Below are 19136 nucleotides of genomic sequence, written 5' to 3' on the forward strand. Positions count from 1 at the left end.
AGAGTACACCCAATTGTGATACACGGTGAGTTTTGTGAAATGCTCAAAAAAGTCAAACGATTGACTGCTTTGGGCTCAGACCGGTCATCTGACGGTTTCAGTAGGTCATTGAGTCGGTTCAATCGGCATCAAGGTCAGCAAGGCGGACTCTTCGGTCATTCGCGTGCAACACCAGTGTCTATCTTGACCCTTGGCAAATGGCTCAGGCCAGATTGTTCTTGTGAACTTTGCCGTTCTTCATAATCACATCGAAATTGTCCGCAGAGGCCATGACCGTAAGGTCGGCAATCGGGTCTCCGTCCACGAGCAGAATATCGGCGTAGGCTCCGGGTTGGATGACACCGACTGGACCAGCCTGGTAGGGATTACGCGGGCCGGTCAGGTCCCAAAGCTGTCCATTCAGACCTGTCGCCTGCCGCAGAATCTCGGCGTTGCTGAACCATGGCGTCCTGAGCTGCAATTCCTCCAACTGCGTTGCTTTCGTTTCCCTCGATCCGACGAAGTCTGTTCCGAGTGCAATCTTGGCGCCAGATTCTCGCGCTAGTCGAAGCATGGCATCGAGACCATCAAACGCCATCTGTTGGCGCTCTGCTTGGGCGGGCGAGAACCCTGCCGGAATGTCTGCCGCGAAGAAGCCAACCTGGGTTGAAAGCCAGACGCCTTTTTCCACGGCCAACTCCATCGACTCGGGCGTCATGAGGTTGCAGTGTTCGATACATTGGTAACCTGCCTCAATAGCCGCCCGAACCGATGTGTCCATGTATGCGTGCGAGGTCGCGTAAGTGTTCCAACGTTTGGCCTCGTCTACTGCCGCTTCGAGTTCTGCCGGCGAATACTCGTTGATATCCAATGGGTCGTAGAGGCCGGTCACGGCGCCACCTGAAAAGACTTTGATGAAGTGCGCACCCTGCCGAAACTGCTCGCGTGCAGCCGCCAGAACTTCAGGAACTCCGTCTGCAAAAAGTGTGATCCCAAGTCGCTCCGCTTCCGTGAACGGCGGCCCGCCGAAGGCTCTCGGACGCACAGACCGCGGCCGAAGGTCGCCATGACCGGCGGTCATTGAGATCGCAGCGTTTGACGCCTGAATACGCGGGCCGGGGTGGAGGCCTTCGTCTATGGCGCGAGCCAAACCGAGAATGCCGCCACCGGTATCTCGAACACTGGTAAAGCCACGCATCAGGGTGGCTTCACTTTCGCTCAATGCCAATGCAGCAATGTAATCTGGACGTGCCGTCAGGAAGCCAGCTGGGTCCTGGTTCCACTGTAGGTGTACGTGCATGTCGAGGAGCCCCGGCATCAGGGTCCGCCCATCCCCATCGATGCGCGGCACCTCTTGCGCAGCATCGGCAGCGGGCGAGACATCCTTGATCACTTCCCCTTCGACAAGGACGTTCGTGAGCTCGGTCAATTCATCGGACATCCCGTCATAAACACGCACGTTCGTGAAGAGCGTGGCATCCGGGGCTTGAGCACGGACTCGCGCCGGGACCAGCGCCAGCGCAGTGGTCGATGCGAGACTGGACAAAAATGCGCGTTTGGTGATCATAACTTAACCCTCAAGATGACGAAGAAGTTGTTGAAGGCTACCTCAGGCGCGCGTGTAAAACCATCCGGTAAACCCGATGAAAAGGGTGACGTAAGGTATAGAGTTTTTAAGGCGTTGAACTGCAGGTCATCCTGCTTTGCAAGAACGTCCGCTTTGAGTGCGTTGTACAAATACCGACATAAGAACATAGTAAGAACATCTCTTTCTTTGCGGAAGCTTCTCCCTTATGATTTCGATAAAATCTGGAGAAGCAGATGGGCGGTATTGGAAGTGGTCGGCACTGGCATTGGGGAGCAAAGAACACGACTTCCGACTATCGCAGCATCGATGCGCGGCGCTGGGCGCGTGAGGGCTTTCTGACGCCTGGACGACGCTTTTCATGGCAATGGTCTATCGAAGGCAAAAAAGTCGCCAGCATCGATGTACTGGCAGAGCATGGGTGTGTGAGACTCATCTATCGCAGCCGAGACCACGGCGACGAGTGGGAGAGCCTCGACTACCCGGTGCGATTGCTTTCTCAGCCTTGTCATTACGGGGGCCATCGCTACTGGTTCGCTTGCCCAGCGCGCGGTTGCGGTCGACGTGTCGCTAAGCTCTATGGTGGGCGTATTTTCGCGTGTCGTCATTGCCACCAACTCGCATATCCGTCCCAGCGAGAAACTACTTTTCAACGTAACCAAAGGCGTGCTGATAAAATACGCGAACGCCTGGGTTGGTTGAACGATCCGGATCTGATGGAAGGAACGAAGCCGAAGGGGATGCACTGGCGCACGTATTATCGCCTTGTTGCGGAGTTGGAGCATTGGGAGGAAATGTCGAACAAGTCGCTGCTGCGATACTTGGGTAGGCTGGCAGTTAACCTTAAGGCAACGTGAACTCAGAGCACTTCGGGGGCGGTGAATTCTTCACCGTGCTTCTTTCGCTAGACCCGCCGTTCAGGCTTTCGCGTGCTTCCGCAGTTCAACATTTGTTTACACCAACAGTCACCAACCTTCGGAATCCCTAAATATCCATCGGAAAACGCGGACACGGTGTTACAAAGGGTGGATATCGGGGTGGATAGAAAGGGCAGGAAAACTGATAATACCTTTTAAATCAAATATTTACATCTGAGATTTGGTGCCGCTGAAGGGACTCGAACCCCCGACCCCATCATTACGAATGACGTGCTCTACCAGCTGAGCTACAGCGGCACCGTAGGTCATACCGAACACATTATGACCGGATGCGAAGCTTCGTTTAAACTGTCAGTCTGGCGCCTGCAAGCCCGGTTGTAACCGTTTTGGCGTTGCTCAGTTCGGCCGGGCCTTGAGTTGTGAACCGAAAGCCTGCGGCCAATCTTTCAAATTGGCCCTCTGATCCGTGAATTTTTTGTGACGACGTGGAATGAAATTGACTCACCGTCTATATTTCAATAATTCATGAAATATGATAGAACAGATAACCGATCAATTGACCATCCTTGGCCACCCGCAGCGCATCACCGTGTTTCGCATGTTGATGCGACGGTTTCCTGACAGGGTTCCCGCGGGCGAGCTGGCGGCGGAGCTGGATATCAAACCCAGCACCATGTCGAACTACCTGAATGCTTTGCAGCGGTCGGGGCTGGTGAAACAGGAACGATCCGGGACGTCTCTGCTCTATTCGATTGAAATGAAAACTGTGCAGCAAATGCTCGATTTCCTGATCGTGGATTGCTGCCGTGGCCGCCCGGATATCTGCATGCCCTTTCCCAAAGACACCGCGACGAACCGAAAGTTCAATGTGCTGTTCATTTGTTCCGGCAACTCCGCCCGTTCGATTTTTGCCGAATCCTTGCTGCGACAGATCAGCGGCGACCGGTTCAACGTTTATTCAGCCGGGACGCGGCCCAGTTCAGAACTCAATCCCTTTGCTGTGCAGGTTCTGCGCGACAAGGGGCACGATATCTCGGTCCTGCGGCCGAAGAATCTGTCCGAGTTTTCGGCGCCGGACGCGCCCGTCATGGATTTTGTCTTTACTGTCTGCAATCAGGCCGCCAACGAGGAATGCCCGGCTTGGGAGGGTCAACCGATAAGTGGCCATTGGGGCGTGGAAGATCCGGTCAAGGCCGAAGGTACCGACGCCGAGAAAAGTCTGGCCTTTCGAACCGCCTACGGCGCACTGAAGCGCCGGATCCAGGCCTTTTCGTCATTGCCGGTCGAAAGCCTTGACCGGATCGCATTGCAATCCGCCGTCGATGAAATCGGGCGCACGCCTACCGAGGAAACGAAATGACCACCTACGCACTGAACGGCCTTGGCCGTATGGGAAAACTGGCCCTGAAGCCTTTGCTTGAAAAAGGCGCAAAGATTGCCTGGATCAACGATGCCGTCGGTGATCCCGAGATGCATGCGCATCTGCTGGAGTTCGACACCGTGCATGGGCGCTGGGACGCGGAATTCGACCATGATGCAGACAGCATCACGGTCAACGGTACCCGCCTGCCGTTCGTTGGCACAAAAGACCTGAGCGCGTTGCCGCTGGACGGTGTTGATGTGGTGATCGACTGCACCGGCGTGTTCAAGACCGAAGCGAAGCTGGCACCGTATTTTGACGCTGGGGTGAAGAAGGTTGTTGTCTCTGCTCCGGTCAAGGACGGGCCGACGGCCAATATCGTCATGGGTGTGAATGACGGAACCTACGACCCCGCGGTGCATAGGATCGTGACGGCGGCCTCGTGCACGACAAACTGTCTTGCGCCTGTCGTGAAGGTCATTCACGAAAACCTGGGCATCCGCCATGGATCGATGACGACGATTCACGACGTAACCAATACGCAGACAATCGTGGATCGGCCTGCCAAGGATCTCAGGCGCGCACGCTCGGCCCTGAACTCTTTGATCCCGACCACGACCGGGTCGGCCACGGCCATCACTCTGATCTATCCGGAACTCAAAGGTCGTCTGAACGGCCATGCGGTTCGGGTGCCGTTGCTGAACGCCTCGCTGACCGATTGCGTGTTCGAAGTTGAGCGTGAAACCACCGTTGACGAGGTCAACGCCTTCTTCAAAGCCGCTGCCGAGGGCGAACTGAAGGGCATTCTGGGCTATGAGAGCCGCCCGCTGGTGTCCACCGATTACACCAATGACGAACGCTCTTCGATCGTCGATGCGCCCTCGACCATGGTTGTGAACGGGACGCAGGTGAAAATCTATGCGTGGTACGACAACGAGATGGGCTATGCGCATCGGCTGGTGGATGTCGCGCTGATGGTCGGGGCATCATTGTGACGCAACGCCCCGAAGGACTGTCGGCCTATATCGCGGTCACGGCTGCCTATTGGGCCTTCATGCTGACCGACGGGGCGCTCAGGATGTTGGTGCTGTTGCACTTTCACACCCTGGGCTTCTCGCCGGTGCAACTTGCCTATCTGTTTGTGCTTTATGAAATCGCTGGGATTGTCACCAACCTGTCCGCCGGTTGGATCGCCGCACGGTTCGGGTTGACCTCGACCCTCTATGCAGGGCTAGGGGTGCAGATTGTCGCGTTGCTCGCCATGACGCAGCTTGATCCGAACTGGACCGTCGCGGCTTCGGTCACTTTTGTCATGATCGTGCAAGGGGCCAGCGGAGTGGCCAAGGACCTGGCCAAAATGTCTTCGAAATCGGCGGTCAAATTGCTGGCTCCCTCCGAAGGAGGCGCGTTGTTTCGATGGGTTGCGGTTCTGACGGGTTCGAAAAACGCGGTCAAAGGGCTGGGATTCCTGTTGGGTGCCGCCATGCTTGCAACACTGAGCTTCCTTCCGGCAGTGCTTGCCATGGCCGCCGCTCTGGCGGTGATCCTGGTCGCGGTGATGTTGTTCATGCCAGCGGGCCTGCCGAAGGGGCGCAAGGGCGCAAAGTTCTCTGAGGTTTTTTCAAAATCAGCAAATGTGAACTGGTTGTCCGCGGCGCGTGTCTTCCTGTTCGGCGCGCGGGACGTCTGGTTCGTGGTCGGCATCCCGATCTATTTCTATGCTGTTCTTTCAGATGGCACCGAAGAGGGCAATCGGGCCGCGTTCTTCATGATCGGAACATTCATGGCGGTGTGGATCATCCTCTATGGCGCCGTGCAAGCCAACGCGCCAAGGATTCTTCGTGCGTCAGATCGAACCGAAGGTGATCTGATCCGTGCCGCACGCAGCTGGGCGGCGATCCTGTTCTGTGTTCCTGCGGCTCTGACACTGGCTGTTTTGCTGTCAAATGGGCCCGAGACCTGGCTGACCCTGACGCTGGTCGCAGGGCTTTTGGTCTTTGGTGCGATCTTCGCGGTCAACTCATCGCTGCATTCCTATCTGATTCTTGCCTTCACCCGGTCCGAGCGTGTGACGATGGATGTCGGCTTTTACTACATGGCAAATGCGACGGGGCGTTTGGCCGGCACCGTCTTGTCTGGCCTGACCTATCAGGTCGGGGGGCTGCCCACGGTGCTGGGCACGGCGGCCGTGATGGTCGGGCTTGCCGCGCTGACCTCTGGCAAACTTACGGATCAAACGGCTGAGGCGCTGTCATGAGCATTTTTGAACGGTATCTCACGATCTGGGTTGCGCTTGCGATGATCGGTGGCGTCCTGATCGGACTGGCCGCGCCGGGGCTGGTGCAGCTGGTGGCAAGCGCCGAAATTGCCAGCGTCAACCTGGTGGTGGCAGTGCTGATCTGGGCAATGGTCTACCCGATGATGGTCAACGTCGATTTCGGTGCAGTCGCCGGAGTCGCCCGCCAGCCACGTGGTCTGATTGTGACGCTGGTGGTGAACTGGCTGATAAAGCCTTTCACCATGGCACTGCTGGCCGTCCTGTTTTTCGACTATGTCTTCGCGCCCTGGATCGCGCCCGAAGATGCGGCGCAATACACTGCCGGTCTGATCCTGCTGGGGGCCGCCCCTTGCACCGCCATGGTGTTTGTATGGTCGCAGCTAACCAGAGGCGACGCGACATACACGCTGGTTCAGGTCTCCGTCAATGATCTGATCATGGTCGTGGCATTTGCGCCGATCGTGGCCTTTTTGCTGGGTGTCACCGACATCGAAGTGCCGTGGCAGACTTTGGTTTTGGCCACGGTCCTTTATGTGGTGCTGCCGCTTGTCGCCGGGTTGATCACCCGCCGCAGATTAGGCTCTAAACAAGCGATAGAAGCCTTTTCTTCGCGGGTAAAACCGTGGTCTGTCATGGGATTGATTGCAACCGTGGTCATCCTGTTCGGCCTGCAAGGTCAGACCATTCTGGCGAAACCTACGGTCATCGTTCTGATCGCCGTTCCCATTCTGATCCAAAGCTATGGGATTTTTGCCATTGCCTATGGCACCGCTTATGCGCTGAAGGTTCCCCACCGGATCGCAGCGCCCTGTGCCATGATCGGGACATCGAACTTTTTTGAATTGGCCGTTGCCGTCGCAATCAGCTTGTTCGGTCTTCATTCCGGCGCGGCACTGGCGACGGTCGTGGGGGTCCTGGTCGAAGTGCCGGTGATGCTGTCGCTTGTGGCTTTCGCCAACCGAACACGCCAGCGTTTCCCGGAACCTGCAACATGACAGAACCGGTCAACGCGGTAGGGCGATGACCGGAACTGGCGGCTATGCACCGCCAGCCTTGCAGCAACGTTGCTTCAGAAATCCACGCCGCGCTGTGCTTTGATGCCCGCTTGGAACGGGTGTTTCTCCTCGGTCATTTCCGTGACCAGATCAGCATAGTCACGCAGCGCGTTCGGCGCGTCGCGGCCAGTCAGGAATACGCTGGTCTTTTCCGAGCGCGCGTTCAAACCTTCGATGACCTGTTCGACCGACAGGTATTCGTAACGCAGGGCGATGTTGATCTCGTCCAGCACAACCAGATCGTATTCGCCGCTGGACATCAGGGCGCAGGCCTTGTCGAAGGCGGCATTGGCAGCTGCAATATCGCGCTCCCGGTCCTGTGTGTCCCAGGTAAAACCTTCGCCCATCGTATGCCATGTCACCAGATCACGCTCTTCGAAGAAACGGCGCTCGCCGGTTTTCCATTTGCCCTTGATGAACTGCACCACAGCAACCTTCTGGCCCCAGCCCAAGGCGCGAATGACCACGCCGAACGCGGCCGAGGACTTGCCTTTGCCCTTGCCGGTATTGATCAGGACCAGACCGCGGCCTGGATCCACGGCCTCGGACACTTTCTTGCGGTGCTGGGCCTGCACCTTCTGCATCTTTTCCTTGTGATCCTGCGCGTCGCTCATTTGGGAACCTCTTTGACTGTTCGGCCCAACCTAGGGAAAGATTGCAAAAGGTAAAGTCACGCTTTGGGGTCTGTAACCGACCGGGCCTTGCCGCGCTCCAGCCCCAACTGGTGTTCGCGCCAGATGACGACAACATTGCCTGCAATCACCAGCGCGGCCCCGATCAGGATTGCAAGCGTTGGCAGTTCGTCGAACCAGACATAGCCGATCACGATCGCAAAAAGCATGGTTGCATAGTCATAAGGTGCCAGCATCGAGGCCTGGCCAAACCGATAGGAAGATGTGACCAAAATCTGAGCGACGCCGCCGATCAGGCCCATCATGACCATGATCAGAGCCTGATTCCATGTGGGCAACGTCCATCCCCAAAATGCTGTCAGAGCGGACAAGAGCGTCGCGGTCATCGAGAAATAGAACACGATGGCCGCAGGGTGATCGACCTTGACCAATTGCCGGATATGGATCTGAACGAAGGCACGGGCGAGGGTTGCGCCCAGCACGCACACCGCGCCGATGGTGGCGGCGACCTCCATCTCGGTGGTGCCAAGACGTGGCCAGATCATGATCAGGACGCCCAGCAGACCCAAAGCCACAGCGCCGATACGAATAAGCCGAATCCGTTCGCCCAGCATGACGGCGGCCAGAATCAGGGTGAAGATCGGTGTCGCGTACCCGATGGCAGTGACTTCCGGCAGGGGCAACAGGCTGAGGCCGGTAAAGGTAAGCCCCATGGCGCTTGTTCCCAGAACACCGCGCCAGAAATGGCCCATGGGTTTCTTGACCACAAAGCCTTTCGACAACTCCCCCCGCGCGATGAGCCAAAGAATGATCACGGGGATTGCGAACAGGGACCGAAAAAACACCAATTGGCCCGGCGGGAATTCATCTGAAAGTGCTTTGACCAGCGCGGACATCGACGTGAACAGGAACAAGGCGCACAGCTTCAGCGTTACGGCAAGCAGAGGTCGATGCGAAGTTAAGGGTTTTGTCATCGGCGCGAACCTGCGTCTTTGACGGGCAAAGATCAACGGGTGGATTCAGCAATTCACCCAGGATTGCGGCAAGGAACAGCCGATCTCTTCGGCGAATTCTTCAAGAAAGCGGATCATGCGCGCGGTGCGTTGTTCTGCAATCCGCCTCCCGGTCTCGGTCAACATGTCACCTGGCAGGCGCAGCAGTTTCACCTTCCAGTGGTCGAGCGAGAAATGAAGGTCATCCAGTGGCCGGGCTTGGGCAAAAGGGTCCGCAGGATGGTAAAGAGTGCGCCCCAAGGCTCCGGAAACGGAAAAGTTGCGGGCGATACCGATGGCGCCCAGGGCGTCAAGGCGGTCCGCATCGCGCAGAATGCGTGCCTCGATCGTCTCAGGGGGGATATCGGCCGAAAAACTATGGGCTTCGATCGCGTGCTGGATCGCGCGGACCTGATCGGCCTCAAACCCGATTTCCTTAAGAATAGGCTCTGATTCTGCTGCGGATCTGCGCGAGGCAAGATGTCGGTCAGGATCGTCCTTGGGCAGATTCACAAGATCGTGCAGGTAACTTGCGGCCAGCAGCACGGACATATCGGTTTGATCATCTGCGATGGCCCGGGCGTTGGTCCAAACACGATCCAGATGGGCCAGATCATGGGCCGGATCCGTTTCCATGCGATGTGCGACCACGGCCCGCAGGCGGGTGCGCAGATCAGCCGATCCGTCCACGGTTTTCTCCGATCTGGCCGCGATGCAACAGCAGGTGGTCGAGGATCACGCAGGCCATCATCGCCTCTCCTACCGGGACCGCGCGAATGCCTACACAAGGGTCGTGACGGCCCTTGGTGATGATCTCGGTCTCTTCGCCTGATTTGGTGATGGTTTTGCGTGTGGTCAGAATCGACGAGGTCGGCTTGACGGCAAAGCGCACGACGATGTCCTGCCCGGTTGAGATGCCGCCCAGAATCCCGCCCGCATGGTTCGAGCTGTATTGAGGTCCGTTCTGCCCCATGAATATTTCGTCGGCATTGGCCTCGCCCGTCAGTTCAGCCGCGGCCATGCCTTCGCCGATTTCGACGCCTTTGACCGCGTTGATCGACATCATCGCAGCAGCTAGATCAGTGTCTAACTTGGCGTAAACCGGCGCGCCAAGCCCTGCGGGCACGCCGCGCGCCACAACTTCGACAATTGCGCCAACCGAGTTGCCGGACTTGCGCAGATCGTCCAGATAGGTGGCCCACTTCTCGGCGGCTTGCGCATCCGGTGTCCAGAACGGGTTCTGTTCGATCTGGGACCAGTCGAAATTGTCGCGCTCGATCTTATGCGGCCCGATCTGGGTCATGTACCCGGTGATCTGCACGTTGCGTGCGATCTGTTTGATCGCCTCACGCGCCAATCCACCCGCAGCCACACGCGCGGCTGTTTCGCGTGCAGAACTCCGCCCGCCGCCGCGATAATCCCGGATCCCGTATTTCTGCCAATAGGTGATATCGGCATGGCCCGGGCGGAACTTGTCCATGATATCGCCATAGTCTTTCGAGCGCTGATCGGTGTTTTCGATCATCAGCTGCACAGGCGTTCCGGTGGTTTGCCCTTCGAACACACCGGACAGGATTTTCACCTGATCGGGTTCGCGCCGCTGGGTGGTGAACTTGTTCTGCCCCGGTTTGCGCTTGTCCAGCCAGTGCTGGATCATGGTCTCGTCGATGGTGACACCCGGCGGACAGCCGTCAACGGTGGCACCCAAGGCGGGTCCATGGCTTTCACCCCAGGTGGTGACGCGGAATAGATGGCCAAAACTGTTCATCGACATGGGGCGGGCTCCTTTGGGATCGTGATTAGCGGGGAGCGCCTTGAGCCTCAAGGGGATTTGCGAATTGGTGGGCGCCACCTTGCGGTGGCGCGAATGAATATTTTGAAAAGATGAAGATCAGGCGGCCTGCATCAGCGCCGTTCGGGTCGCTGTGATTTTCAGCGCAGCTTGTGCGGCTTCGCGGCCTTTCTCAACAAAATGCGCGCGGTAGATGGCGTTGTGGTGATCGGTTTCCTGATACTGGTGCGGCGTCAGGGAAACGGACAGGACCGGTACGCCGGTATCCATGCCCGCGCGCATCAACCCATCGACAACGGCCTGCGCCACGAAATCGTGCCGGTAAATACCGCCATCCACGACAAATGCGGCGCAGGCGACAGCGGCGTAGCGGCCGGTTTGGGCCAGATCGCGGGCCAGCAGCGGCATCTCGAACGCGCCGGGAACGTCAAAAACATCGACCTGATCGGCCGGGATCAGTTCAAGAAATCCGTCCAGCGCGCGGTCGACGATGTCGGAATGCCAGTTGGCTTTGACAAAAGCATATAGGGTGTGTGTCATCGTGATCTCCTTTCAGTTCGGTGGCCTGCTGGCGGTCGCGAAAACCTTCGCTGCCAGCCCGGCATGACACGTCACCCAAGGCGATCACGAGCAGGCGCGCCGGTTCACCGGCACGGCTTGCACGTTCTCTTCCATCCGGACTTTGACCGTCGGCTCTGGCCTCTCACCAGATCTGCTGACACTCTTTCGTGGTTCCACACTTTGTCCGAATACCGGCCTCTGCCGTTCGGATCGTGGACACGGCAGAGCCGCTCGCGGGCTTGCGGGTCATGGCCCGCATACCGCCGGTGGGGAATTCCACCCCGCCCTGAGAACGAGGCAGACCTTGCCAAGAACCAACCCCATCTGCAAGAGATTTGGCAGGAGGTCGCCCATGCACCCAAATCCAGCCTTCCGCGTCGAGGATCGAGCGCGTCATATTGAATTCGCCCGTGACCGGGCTTTTGGCGTTCTGGCGATTTCCGGCGACGGCGCGCCATTGATCAGTCACGTGCCCTTTCTGCTGTCTGAGGACGGTGCGGTGGTCGATCTTCATCTGGTGCGATCAAACCCCATTGTCCGTATGCTGCACGGGCCGAAAGAGGTCAGGATCGCGGTGCAGGGGCCTGATGGCTATGTCTCGCCCGACTGGTACGGTGTCGCCGATCAGGTTCCGACGTGGAACTATGTCGCCGTGCACCTGACCGGACGGCTTGAACTGCGCCCGCAGGACGAGCTGCGTGATTTGCTGGACCGACAAACCGCATTCTTTGAAGATCGACTGCTGCCCAAGGCGCCATGGGTCACCGGGAAAATGTCTGATGACGCGTTGGCCAGAATGATGCGGATGATCGTACCATGCCGGATGCAGGTAGAGGATATCCAGGGCACCTGGAAACTGGGCCAGAACAAGCCGGAGGAGGCAAGAATCGCTGCCGCCGACAAAGTGCCCGGCGGATTTGGCAGTGAAACCGGTCAGCTGGCCGCCTTGATGCACAAGGCGTAACCAGCACCGGGAAACAGGATTACTCGGAACTGAAAGTTGCCAGATAGGCGGCGATATCTTCCGCGCCTTTCCTGAGCTTGACGCTCATGTTCGGGCGGGCGGTTTCGTCATCCAGATACTCTTTGATGAAACCGATGGGGTCTTTGGAATAGGCGGCGATGTTTTCTTCGGTCCAGATCAGACCTTCTTCGCCGGCGCGGATCATGTCATCGGTGAACATGCCGACCGGCAGGCGCTCGCTGCCATAGCGATAGTCTTTTTCGGACCCGGCGACACGTCCGACGACGCCATAGAGATTCGGGCCGGTGATTCCGCCTTTGACCAGTATTTCACCGTCCTTGATGATCGCATGACACGATGAACAGCGGTTGTACATCGCCTCGCCTTTCGCAGGATCACCTGCCGCAAGTGTTTGCGAGGACAGGGCCAATGTGAATATCGCAGTGGCCAGGGTGATTTTTGACATAGGGGTCTCCTTGCAGGAGTTCGCGCGTTTTTGCGCTGTCCGGTATTCACGGAAAAAGTGCAACTGTATAATTGCGCTCATTTTTTGATTTAAATCATCTATTTGGCGAATATGATTTACCCAGCAGACAATCGCTGCTTCGTGATGCTGATTGTCAAGAATACGCTCTCAAATGACTGGCCGACTGGTGGTCAGAATCGGGCTGGATTTCGCCTGCAAAACGGAGTTCGAGGTTCGAATCAACCCCCCTTGATTCGAAGTCGCAGGCAAAGTTGCGGACGAGAATCACCAAAAAAAGCCCCTCGTCACGTGCATGAAGGGACACATGCGGCGTATTGCGCGTTTATGAACGCTGGACGAACACTATTCTCCCCGATAGTAAGCGCGGTTAAGACACCGCATTCGTGCGGTGCGCGAGCTATTTGCCCGTCCGCGGGCGCCAGATAATCGGAGATAACCTCGTGTCCCACGCAGAAGACCACGAAGGCACCCGCAGAGATTTCCTGTACTACGTCGCTGGCGGCGCAGGTGTCGTTGCAACGGGTGCAGCCGTATGGCCACTGATCAACCAAATGAACCCGTCGGCAGACGTTCAGGCGCTGTCCTCGATCCGTGTGGATGTGAGCGGCGTCGAGCCGGGCACGCAACTGACGGTAAAATGGCTGGGAAAACCCGTTTTTGTCCGTCACCGCACCGGTGCCGAGATTCAGGAAGCCCAGGAACAGGACGCCGAAGGTGTTGATGCGCTGCCAGATCCGCTTGCACGCAACTTCAACCTGAGCGCAGATGCGCCTGCGACTGACGCAAACCGCGTCATGCCGTCACCGGAAGGCGAAGCGCCTGGTGCTTGGATCGTTCAGATGGGCGTTTGTACGCACCTCGGCTGTGTGCCTCTGGGGGATGCCGGCGACTTCGGTGGCTGGTTCTGCCCGTGCCACGGCTCGCACTACGACCTCGCAGGTCGTATCCGTAAAGGCCCCGCGCCTGAGAACCTGCCTGTCCCGCCCGCAGAATGGGTGGACAACAGCACAATCAAACTCGGCTAAGGGAGACCCAAACTTATGTCCGGAATTCCCCACGATCATTACGAGCCGAAGACAAACGGCGAGAAGTGGCTGAACAGCCGTCTGCCGATTGTTGGCCTGCTGTACGATACCCTTATGATCCCGACCCCCAAGAACCTGAACTGGTGGTGGATCTGGGGCATCGTTCTGGCGTTCTGCCTGGCGCTGCAAATCATCACCGGTATCGTTTTGGTGATGCACTATACCCCGCATGTTGATCTGGCCTTTGCCAGCATCGAGCACATCATGCGCAACGTGAATGGCGGTCACTTTATCCGCTATCTGCACATGAATGGCGCATCGCTGTTCTTTGTGGCGGTTTACATCCACATGTTCCGCGGCTTGTACTATGGCTCGTACAAAGCCCCGCGTGAGATCACGTGGATCATTGGTATGCTGATCTACCTGATGATGATGGGCACCGCCTTCATGGGCTATGTTCTGCCCTGGGGTCAGATGTCCTTCTGGGGTGCGACCGTGATCACCGGCCTGTTTGGTGCGATCCCGTTTGTTGGTGACGCGCTTCAGACCTGGTTGCTGGGCGGGCCCGCCGTGGACAACGCCACGCTGAACCGCTTCTTCTCGTTGCACTATCTGCTGCCGTTTATCATTGCGGCATTGGTTGTGGTGCATATCTGGGCCTTCCACACCACCGGCAACAACAACCCGACAGGTGTCGAAGTGCGCCGGGGCTCGAAAGCTGAGGCCGAGAAAGACACGCTGCCGTTCTGGCCGTACTTCGTGATCAAGGATCTCTTCGCCCTGGCCGTTATCCTGGTCGTGTTCTGGGCCGTCGTGGGCTTTATGCCGAACTATCTGGGCCACCCCGACAACTACATCGAAGCCAACCCTCTGGTGACACCTGCACACATCGTTCCCGAATGGTACTTCCTGCCGTTCTACGCGATCCTGCGCGCGTTCACCGGTGAGGTCTGGGTCGTTCAATTCGCCAGCTTCATCACCGGCGGTATCATCGATGCCAAGTTCTTCGGTGTTCTTGCGATGTTCGGCGCGATCCTGGCCATGGCGCTGGCGCCCTGGCTGGACACGTCTAACGTGCGTTCGGGTAAGTACCGTCCGATGTTCAAATGGTGGTTCTACCTGCTGGTCATCGACTTCTTTGCCCTGATGTGGCTGGGTGCGATGCCCGCGGAAGAGCCCTATGCGACCTTCTCGCTGATCGCGTCCGCCTACTGGTTCGCCTATTTCTTCGTGATTCTACCGATCCTCGGAGTGATCGAGAAGCCTCTGGCACAGCCCGAGACCATCGAAGAAGACTTCAACGCGCATTATGGCAAGGCTGACGCCAAAGCCACGCCGGCCGAGTAAGAAGAGGGACCGGAAACATGTTCAAGAAACTTGCAATCGGCGCCGCGTTTGCCTTGGCCCTGACCCCTGTTGCATCCATTGCAGCAGGTGGGGGTGAGCAGCATATCGAAGACTTCGACTTCTCGTTCGAAGGACCCTTCGGTACCTGGGACCAGCATCAGCTGCAGCGCGGCCTTCAGATCTATACCGAGGTCTGCGCAGCCTGCCACGGTCTGCAATACGTGCCTCTGCGCGATCTGGAAGCGCTGGGCTATTCAGAAGAAGAAGTCATCGCCTATGCGGCTGACAACTTCGAAGTGTTCGATCCCGAGCTGGACGATTTCCGCCCGGCGATTCCGACTGACCACTTCCCGGCCAACAACGGTGTCGGCGCACCGGACCTGAGCCTGATGGCCAAGGCCCGCGCGGGCTTCCACGGACCTTACGGTCTGGGCATCAATCAGCTGGTCAAAGGCATGGGCGGAGCCGAGTACATCGCCTCACTGCTGGACGGCTATACTGGTGAAGAGAAGGAAGAGGCAGGAACTGTCCTCTACGAAAACAAGGCCTTCCCCGGTGGCTGGATTTCGATGGCACCGCCGCTGGCGGATGAACAGGTCGAGTTTGCTGACGGGCACTCGAACTCTGTCGAACACATGTCAGAGGACGTCTCGGCGTTCCTGATGTGGGCGGCCGAGCCGAAGATGATGGAGCGCAAGAACGCTGGCTTTGTCGGCGTGATTTTCCTGACCGTTCTGTCGGTGCTTCTCTATTTGGTCAACAAGCGCCTGTGGGCTCCTCATAAGGGTAAACTTCGTAAAGAAGACTGAGACCCTTTTCAGTAAGCATAAATTGAAATCCCCGCGCCACCCGGTTGCGGGGGTTTTTGTTTCCAGAAGGGGTCACAGGGCCCTTGCCCCTCTTCTTGGCCATTGGCCAGTTCTTCCCCGGGGTCTTTCTTGCCTGATGAAGGGAATCAGGCCGTGAGTTGGGTCATGGTCCGCCCGGTTATAGCAGCGCGCACGATCTGGCCTTCGGGTTGAGGTGCTTTGAACGAAACCTCGGTGAACTGTTCGGTCCGGCCCATATGGGCGTTTTCCATCAGGATGTGATGGGTTTTGCCGATTTGTTGTGACAAGTGCTTTGCGACCTGAGCGTCGCCTGCTGCGCGCAAGCGGGCGGCGCGATCCTTGATGACCGTTCCATTCACCTGCTGCGGTATGCGGGCTGCCGGTGTGCCTTCACGCTTGGAATAGGGGAAGACATGCAGCCAGGTCAGGTCGCAGTCGGTGATCAGCTTCAGCGAGTTTTCGAAATGCGCTTCGGACTCGGTCGGGAAGCCTGCGATGATATCCGCACCAAAGGTCATGTCGGGGCGCAGCTTGCGTGCCTCTTCTGTAAAGCGGATGGCGTCGTACCGCAGATGGCGGCGTTTCATGCGCTTTAGAATCAGATCGTCGCCATGCTGTAGCGACAGATGTAGGTGCGGCATCAGGCGCGGTTCGGTTGCGATGGCCTGCATCAGATTCTCATCAACCTCGATCGAATCGATCGAACTGATCCGCAGGCGTGGCAAATCCGGCACCAGCTTGAGGATGCGCATCACAAGATCGCCCAGCTTGGGGCTTGCGGGCAGGTCGGCGCCCCAGGATGTCAAATCGACCCCGGTCAGCACGACCTCGTTATACCCCTTGTCGACAAGCCGCTTGATCTGATCCACCACCACACCGGCCGGGACGCTTCGCGAGTTGCCCCGGCCATAGGGAATGATGCAGAAGGTACAGCGGTGGTCACAGCCGTTCTGAACCTGCACATAGGCGCGCGAGCGGGTGCCGAACCCGTCGATCAGATGGCCGGCCGTTTCCGTGACCGACATGATGTCATCCACCTGCACCGCCTCGGTCTGACCGATGAAATCGGCAGCCATGCCTTTCCAGGTCTCGGGCTGCATCTTTTCAGTGTTGCCGATGACCGCATCGACCTCGTCCATCCGGGCAAAGGTTTCGGGCTCGGTCTGGGCGGCACAGCCTGTGACGATCAGGCGGGCATTCGGATTCTCGCGCCGTAGCTTGCGGATCTCCTGCCGGGCCTTGCGCACGGCCTCAGCCGTCACTGCGCATGTGTTCACCACCACAGCGTCTGTCAGACCGGCCTGTTGCGACAGCTCTTTCATCGCCTCGGTTTCATAGGCGTTCAGGCGGCAGCCCAACGTGGTGAACTTGGGCGGGTTCATCCCAGCGACCTCAGAAATTCAGGCGTCAGAGTGCCAGAGAAAACGTGACATGTCGGGCCGGTCATCCAGACACCATCGTCGCGCCAGTCGACCCAAAGCGTGCCACCATCCAAATCAATCCGCACCTTGCGCCCGGTCCGCCCCCGTCGCGCGGCAGCCACGGCCGTTGCACAGGACGAAGAGCCAGATGCCAAGGTGATGCCTACTCCGCGCTCCCAGACGCGCATACGGATGTGATCCGGGCCAATGACCTGGGCCACCTGGACATTAGTGCGTTCGGGATAAAGCGGGTGGTATTCGTAACGCGCGCCGAATTCTGCCAACGGGATCGCTTCGGCGTTGTCAACGAAGAACGTGCAATGCGGGTTGCCCATTCCCGTTGCCGTAGGGGTGCCTTCGATTGGCAATTCCAGCGTGTCCATCTCTTCTGCCAGAGGAACTTCGCGCCAGTTCAGCTGCGGGTGCCCCATGTTGACCGAAGTGAGCCCATCGCCGGCATCCCGCGCATGAAGGGTTCCCCGTTCCGTGGTGAGCTTCAGGGCAGAGCGCCCCGTCTCATCCATAAGCAACCGTGCAATACAGCGGGTGGCGTTGCCGCAGGCGGCAGAGGTTGATCCATCGGAATTGTAGAACACCAGATGCGCGTCGGCTTCACCTTTTTCGATAACGGCCAACTGATCGAATCCCACACCAAATTGCCGATGCCCGATTCCCCGGGCCAGTTCCGGCGTGATCGGGGCATCCTGTGCGCGTGCGTCAACAATGACAAAGTCATTGCCCAGCCCGTGCATCTTTATGAAGGGCAGTCCGGTGTCGAGTCTCTGTTGCATGGCGGGCATATAACGTCGGTCCGAACATGAATCCACCCTGTCGCGAAGATTCCTCAAAAAAGGGGTTGACCCTCCAGCGCCACCTGCCTAATTAGGCCGCCTATCGGGTTGCCGGAAACACGCGTTGTTACGGCGAAACGAGGCGCGAAATAAGGGCTTGAACCCAGTCGGGGAATTGCCGTAAAGAGCGCCACGGATCGACAGATCCAACAAAAGAGTGGGCCGTTAGCTCAGTTGGTAGAGCAACTGACTTTTAATCAGTGGGTCGCAGGTTCGAATCCTGCACGGCTCACCACTTTTTTCTAAGTTAAAATAATGTGTTATGCGCTGTAGCGATTGTGTTGCTACTTGCTCAGCAAGAACATCTGCTTTGAATGGGGGACTTATGGGGGACAAAAGCCGCTGATTTCTAACCCTAGTTCAAACCCGTAGCCAGCCTAGCTGATGTCAGGTTTTTTAAGCATTTCTTCAAAGGAAGTGCGTCTGCATCATCTTTCGTCAAAAACGCTGACCAGCTTTCATCGGCGAGTGTTTATTGATTTGCGCGGGCGGGCTATGTGCAATGATGGCCTCGTTCCGGGCCTCGACACACAAGTCAACATGCGTCATGTCGTTGGAATGACAGCTCAGAGCCCTGTATGACGCCTAGTCCGCGATCGACACGAGATTCAGGAGTCCGGTCTTGACTGGCACGAAGGCGATGTCGGCGCAAGCCCGCTTAGACAAGCCACAACACAAGGCAACATGCGATTGATCCGAGGGACAGGCTTCCAACAACCAATTGCAAGTGGAAGCGAGATGCCGGTTGGGCGCTGTGCGCTTCCAATCGGGAATACACGCGGCGGGCGTTCATCCACGCTCCCCAGTAGATTAGCAGCGAGATCAACACAAAAAGGGTGGCTGCAGCCTTCGCCAGCCACTCGGGTTCGACGGCGGAAAATACGGCCTTAAGGCCAAGGGCGATGGCCACGCATGCCATTCCGGTTCTCATCCATCCCGCAAATGTGCGCTCATTTGCCAAAATGGTGCGGTCTTCGGCCCAGTCGGTCCGCTCCTCGGCCAAGTTTTGGCTTTTCGTGTTTTTTTCAGACATTGCCGCCCTTTGGACTAGTCACCAGATCGGAATGTGCAGGCTTGCCGGTTTTTCGGCAAGCCTGCC

At 57.8% G+C, this 19136-nt stretch carries 19 protein-coding genes, 2 tRNA genes and 1 riboswitch; of the genes, 10 read left to right on the forward strand and 11 right to left on the reverse strand.

Annotation, left to right across the window (positions count from 1 at the left end; translation table 11 throughout):
- Positions 1-202: 202 nt before the first annotated feature.
- Entirely contained in the window at positions 203-1546 is a 1344-nt protein-coding gene (locus GOW31_RS20825) for an amidohydrolase family protein (RefSeq protein ID WP_171172662.1), read from the reverse strand.
- Positions 1547-1800: 254 nt separating this feature from the next.
- On the opposite strand from GOW31_RS20825, the gene GOW31_RS20830 reads away from it, so the two are divergent.
- Entirely contained in the window at positions 1801-2421 is a 621-nt protein-coding gene (locus GOW31_RS20830) for a hypothetical protein (protein ID WP_171116949.1), read from the forward strand.
- 242 nt (positions 2422-2663) lie between these two features.
- Here the strand turns inward: GOW31_RS20830 and GOW31_RS20835 are convergent.
- Positions 2664-2739 (reverse strand) — tRNA-Thr (locus tag GOW31_RS20835).
- A gap of 235 nt (positions 2740-2974) precedes the next feature.
- Here GOW31_RS20835 and GOW31_RS20840 point away from each other — a divergent pair.
- The 4 genes from GOW31_RS20840 to arsB are packed head-to-tail and all read left to right on the forward strand — an operon-like array spanning position 2975 to position 7075.
- A complete protein-coding gene (locus tag GOW31_RS20840; RefSeq protein WP_171172663.1) occupies positions 2975-3802 on the forward strand; it encodes a helix-turn-helix domain-containing protein in 828 nt (275 codons plus the stop codon).
- Positions 3799-4797: an ArsJ-associated glyceraldehyde-3-phosphate dehydrogenase gene (locus GOW31_RS20845; protein WP_171172664.1), complete on the forward strand. Its 999-nt coding sequence runs from the start codon at positions 3799-3801 to the stop codon at positions 4795-4797. Before GOW31_RS20840 ends, GOW31_RS20845 begins: the two co-directional genes overlap by 4 nt.
- Entirely contained in the window at positions 4794-6059 is a 1266-nt protein-coding gene (gene arsJ, locus GOW31_RS20850; RefSeq protein ID WP_171172665.1) for an organoarsenical effux MFS transporter ArsJ, read from the forward strand. Before GOW31_RS20845 ends, arsJ begins: the two co-directional genes overlap by 4 nt.
- A complete protein-coding gene (arsB, locus tag GOW31_RS20855) occupies positions 6056-7075 on the forward strand; it encodes an ACR3 family arsenite efflux transporter (RefSeq protein ID WP_171172666.1) in 1020 nt (339 codons plus the stop codon). Before arsJ ends, arsB begins: the two co-directional genes overlap by 4 nt.
- A 74-nt stretch (positions 7076-7149) precedes the next feature.
- Here arsB and cobO read toward each other — a convergent pair whose 3' ends face one another.
- The 5 genes from cobO to GOW31_RS20880 form a co-directional block, all read right to left on the reverse strand.
- On the reverse strand, positions 7150-7749 hold the full coding sequence (gene cobO / locus GOW31_RS20860; RefSeq protein ID WP_171116939.1) for a cob(I)yrinic acid a,c-diamide adenosyltransferase: 600 nt from the start codon (positions 7747-7749) through the stop codon (positions 7150-7152).
- A gap of 56 nt (positions 7750-7805) precedes the next feature.
- Positions 7806-8741: a DMT family transporter gene (locus tag GOW31_RS20865; protein WP_171172667.1), complete on the reverse strand. Its 936-nt coding sequence runs from the start codon at positions 8739-8741 to the stop codon at positions 7806-7808.
- A 45-nt stretch (positions 8742-8786) separates the two neighbouring features.
- Positions 8787-9449, reverse strand: a complete 663-nt coding sequence (locus tag GOW31_RS20870) for an HD domain-containing protein (protein WP_224858077.1) — start codon at positions 9447-9449, stop codon at positions 8787-8789.
- Positions 9433-10533: a chorismate synthase gene (gene aroC / locus GOW31_RS20875; RefSeq protein ID WP_171116935.1), complete on the reverse strand. Its 1101-nt coding sequence runs from the start codon at positions 10531-10533 to the stop codon at positions 9433-9435. Before aroC ends, GOW31_RS20870 begins: the two co-directional genes overlap by 17 nt.
- Before the next feature lie 117 nt (positions 10534-10650).
- Positions 10651-11091, reverse strand: coding sequence for a 6,7-dimethyl-8-ribityllumazine synthase (locus GOW31_RS20880; RefSeq protein WP_171172668.1), 441 nt, complete (start codon positions 11089-11091; stop codon positions 10651-10653).
- 119 nt (positions 11092-11210) lie between these two features.
- Positions 11211-11410, reverse strand: a riboswitch (FMN riboswitch).
- A gap of 54 nt (positions 11411-11464) precedes the next feature.
- Here GOW31_RS20880 and GOW31_RS20885 point away from each other — a divergent pair.
- Positions 11465-12076 (forward strand): FMN-binding negative transcriptional regulator, encoded by a 612-nt coding sequence (locus GOW31_RS20885; RefSeq protein WP_152459515.1) that lies wholly within the window; start codon positions 11465-11467, stop codon positions 12074-12076.
- Positions 12077-12095: 19 nt separating this feature from the next.
- Here the strand turns inward: GOW31_RS20885 and GOW31_RS20890 are convergent, their stop codons facing one another.
- Positions 12096-12542: a cytochrome c family protein gene (locus GOW31_RS20890; protein WP_171172669.1), complete on the reverse strand. Its 447-nt coding sequence runs from the start codon at positions 12540-12542 to the stop codon at positions 12096-12098.
- A gap of 461 nt (positions 12543-13003) precedes the next feature.
- Between GOW31_RS20890 and petA the strand changes: the two genes are divergently transcribed.
- Genes petA through GOW31_RS20905 form a run of 3 tightly spaced genes read left to right on the forward strand, consistent with a single transcriptional unit; the run spans position 13004 to position 15744 of the window.
- Positions 13004-13588, forward strand: coding sequence for a ubiquinol-cytochrome c reductase iron-sulfur subunit (gene petA / locus GOW31_RS20895; RefSeq protein ID WP_152459513.1), 585 nt, complete (start codon positions 13004-13006; stop codon positions 13586-13588).
- A gap of 15 nt (positions 13589-13603) precedes the next feature.
- On the forward strand, positions 13604-14935 hold the full coding sequence (petB, locus tag GOW31_RS20900; RefSeq protein WP_152459512.1) for a cytochrome b: 1332 nt from the start codon (positions 13604-13606) through the stop codon (positions 14933-14935).
- 17 nt (positions 14936-14952) lie between these two features.
- Positions 14953-15744, forward strand: coding sequence for a cytochrome c1 (locus GOW31_RS20905; protein ID WP_152459511.1), 792 nt, complete (start codon positions 14953-14955; stop codon positions 15742-15744).
- A 146-nt stretch (positions 15745-15890) separates the two neighbouring features.
- On the opposite strand, the gene mtaB is transcribed toward GOW31_RS20905, so the two are convergent.
- A complete protein-coding gene (gene mtaB / locus GOW31_RS20910) occupies positions 15891-17147 on the reverse strand; it encodes a tRNA (N(6)-L-threonylcarbamoyladenosine(37)-C(2))-methylthiotransferase MtaB (protein WP_171172670.1) in 1257 nt (418 codons plus the stop codon).
- The gene (dapF, locus tag GOW31_RS20915; protein ID WP_171172671.1) at positions 17144-17986 is read right to left on the reverse strand and encodes a diaminopimelate epimerase; all 843 of its coding nucleotides are present in this window, start codon (positions 17984-17986) and stop codon (positions 17144-17146) included. The genes mtaB and dapF overlap by 4 nt, the downstream gene beginning before the upstream one ends.
- A gap of 210 nt (positions 17987-18196) precedes the next feature.
- On the opposite strand from dapF, the gene GOW31_RS20920 reads away from it, so the two are divergent.
- Positions 18197-18272 (forward strand) — tRNA-Lys (locus tag GOW31_RS20920).
- 423 nt (positions 18273-18695) lie between these two features.
- Here GOW31_RS20920 and GOW31_RS20925 read toward each other — a convergent pair.
- The gene (locus GOW31_RS20925) at positions 18696-19070 is read right to left on the reverse strand and encodes a YidH family protein (RefSeq protein WP_171116923.1); all 375 of its coding nucleotides are present in this window, start codon (positions 19068-19070) and stop codon (positions 18696-18698) included.
- Positions 19071-19136: the final 66 nt, after the last annotated feature.

It is taken from the genome of Ruegeria sp. HKCCA0370 (assembly GCF_013033705.1).
Lineage (GTDB): Bacteria > Pseudomonadota > Alphaproteobacteria > Rhodobacterales > Rhodobacteraceae > Ruegeria.

Excerpts from the sequence above, each read along its gene's own strand:
- mtaB (WP_171172670.1), bottom strand. The coding sequence starts at position 17,147 with ATGAACCCGCCCAAGTTCACCACGTTGGGCTGCCGCCTGAACGCCTAT.
- aroC (WP_171116935.1), bottom strand. The coding sequence starts at position 10,533 with ATGTCGATGAACAGTTTTGGCCATCTATTCCGCGTCACCACCTGGGGT.
- petB (WP_152459512.1), top strand. The coding sequence starts at position 13,604 with ATGTCCGGAATTCCCCACGATCATTACGAGCCGAAGACAAACGGCGAG.
- GOW31_RS20840 (WP_171172663.1), top strand. The coding sequence starts at position 2,975 with ATGATAGAACAGATAACCGATCAATTGACCATCCTTGGCCACCCGCAG.
- GOW31_RS20825 (WP_171172662.1), bottom strand. The coding sequence starts at position 1,546 with ATGATCACCAAACGCGCATTTTTGTCCAGTCTCGCATCGACCACTGCG.
- cobO (WP_171116939.1), bottom strand. The coding sequence starts at position 7,749 with ATGAGCGACGCGCAGGATCACAAGGAAAAGATGCAGAAGGTGCAGGCC.
- GOW31_RS20925 (WP_171116923.1), bottom strand. The coding sequence starts at position 19,070 with ATGTCTGAAAAAAACACGAAAAGCCAAAACTTGGCCGAGGAGCGGACC.
- arsB (WP_171172666.1), top strand. The coding sequence starts at position 6,056 with ATGAGCATTTTTGAACGGTATCTCACGATCTGGGTTGCGCTTGCGATG.
- GOW31_RS20890 (WP_171172669.1), bottom strand. The coding sequence starts at position 12,542 with ATGTCAAAAATCACCCTGGCCACTGCGATATTCACATTGGCCCTGTCC.
- GOW31_RS20880 (WP_171172668.1), bottom strand. The coding sequence starts at position 11,091 with ATGACACACACCCTATATGCTTTTGTCAAAGCCAACTGGCATTCCGAC.
- GOW31_RS20905 (WP_152459511.1), top strand. The coding sequence starts at position 14,953 with ATGTTCAAGAAACTTGCAATCGGCGCCGCGTTTGCCTTGGCCCTGACC.
- GOW31_RS20885 (WP_152459515.1), top strand. The coding sequence starts at position 11,465 with ATGCACCCAAATCCAGCCTTCCGCGTCGAGGATCGAGCGCGTCATATT.
- GOW31_RS20865 (WP_171172667.1), bottom strand. The coding sequence starts at position 8,741 with ATGACAAAACCCTTAACTTCGCATCGACCTCTGCTTGCCGTAACGCTG.
- dapF (WP_171172671.1), bottom strand. The coding sequence starts at position 17,986 with ATGCCCGCCATGCAACAGAGACTCGACACCGGACTGCCCTTCATAAAG.
- GOW31_RS20845 (WP_171172664.1), top strand. The coding sequence starts at position 3,799 with ATGACCACCTACGCACTGAACGGCCTTGGCCGTATGGGAAAACTGGCC.
- GOW31_RS20830 (WP_171116949.1), top strand. The coding sequence starts at position 1,801 with ATGGGCGGTATTGGAAGTGGTCGGCACTGGCATTGGGGAGCAAAGAAC.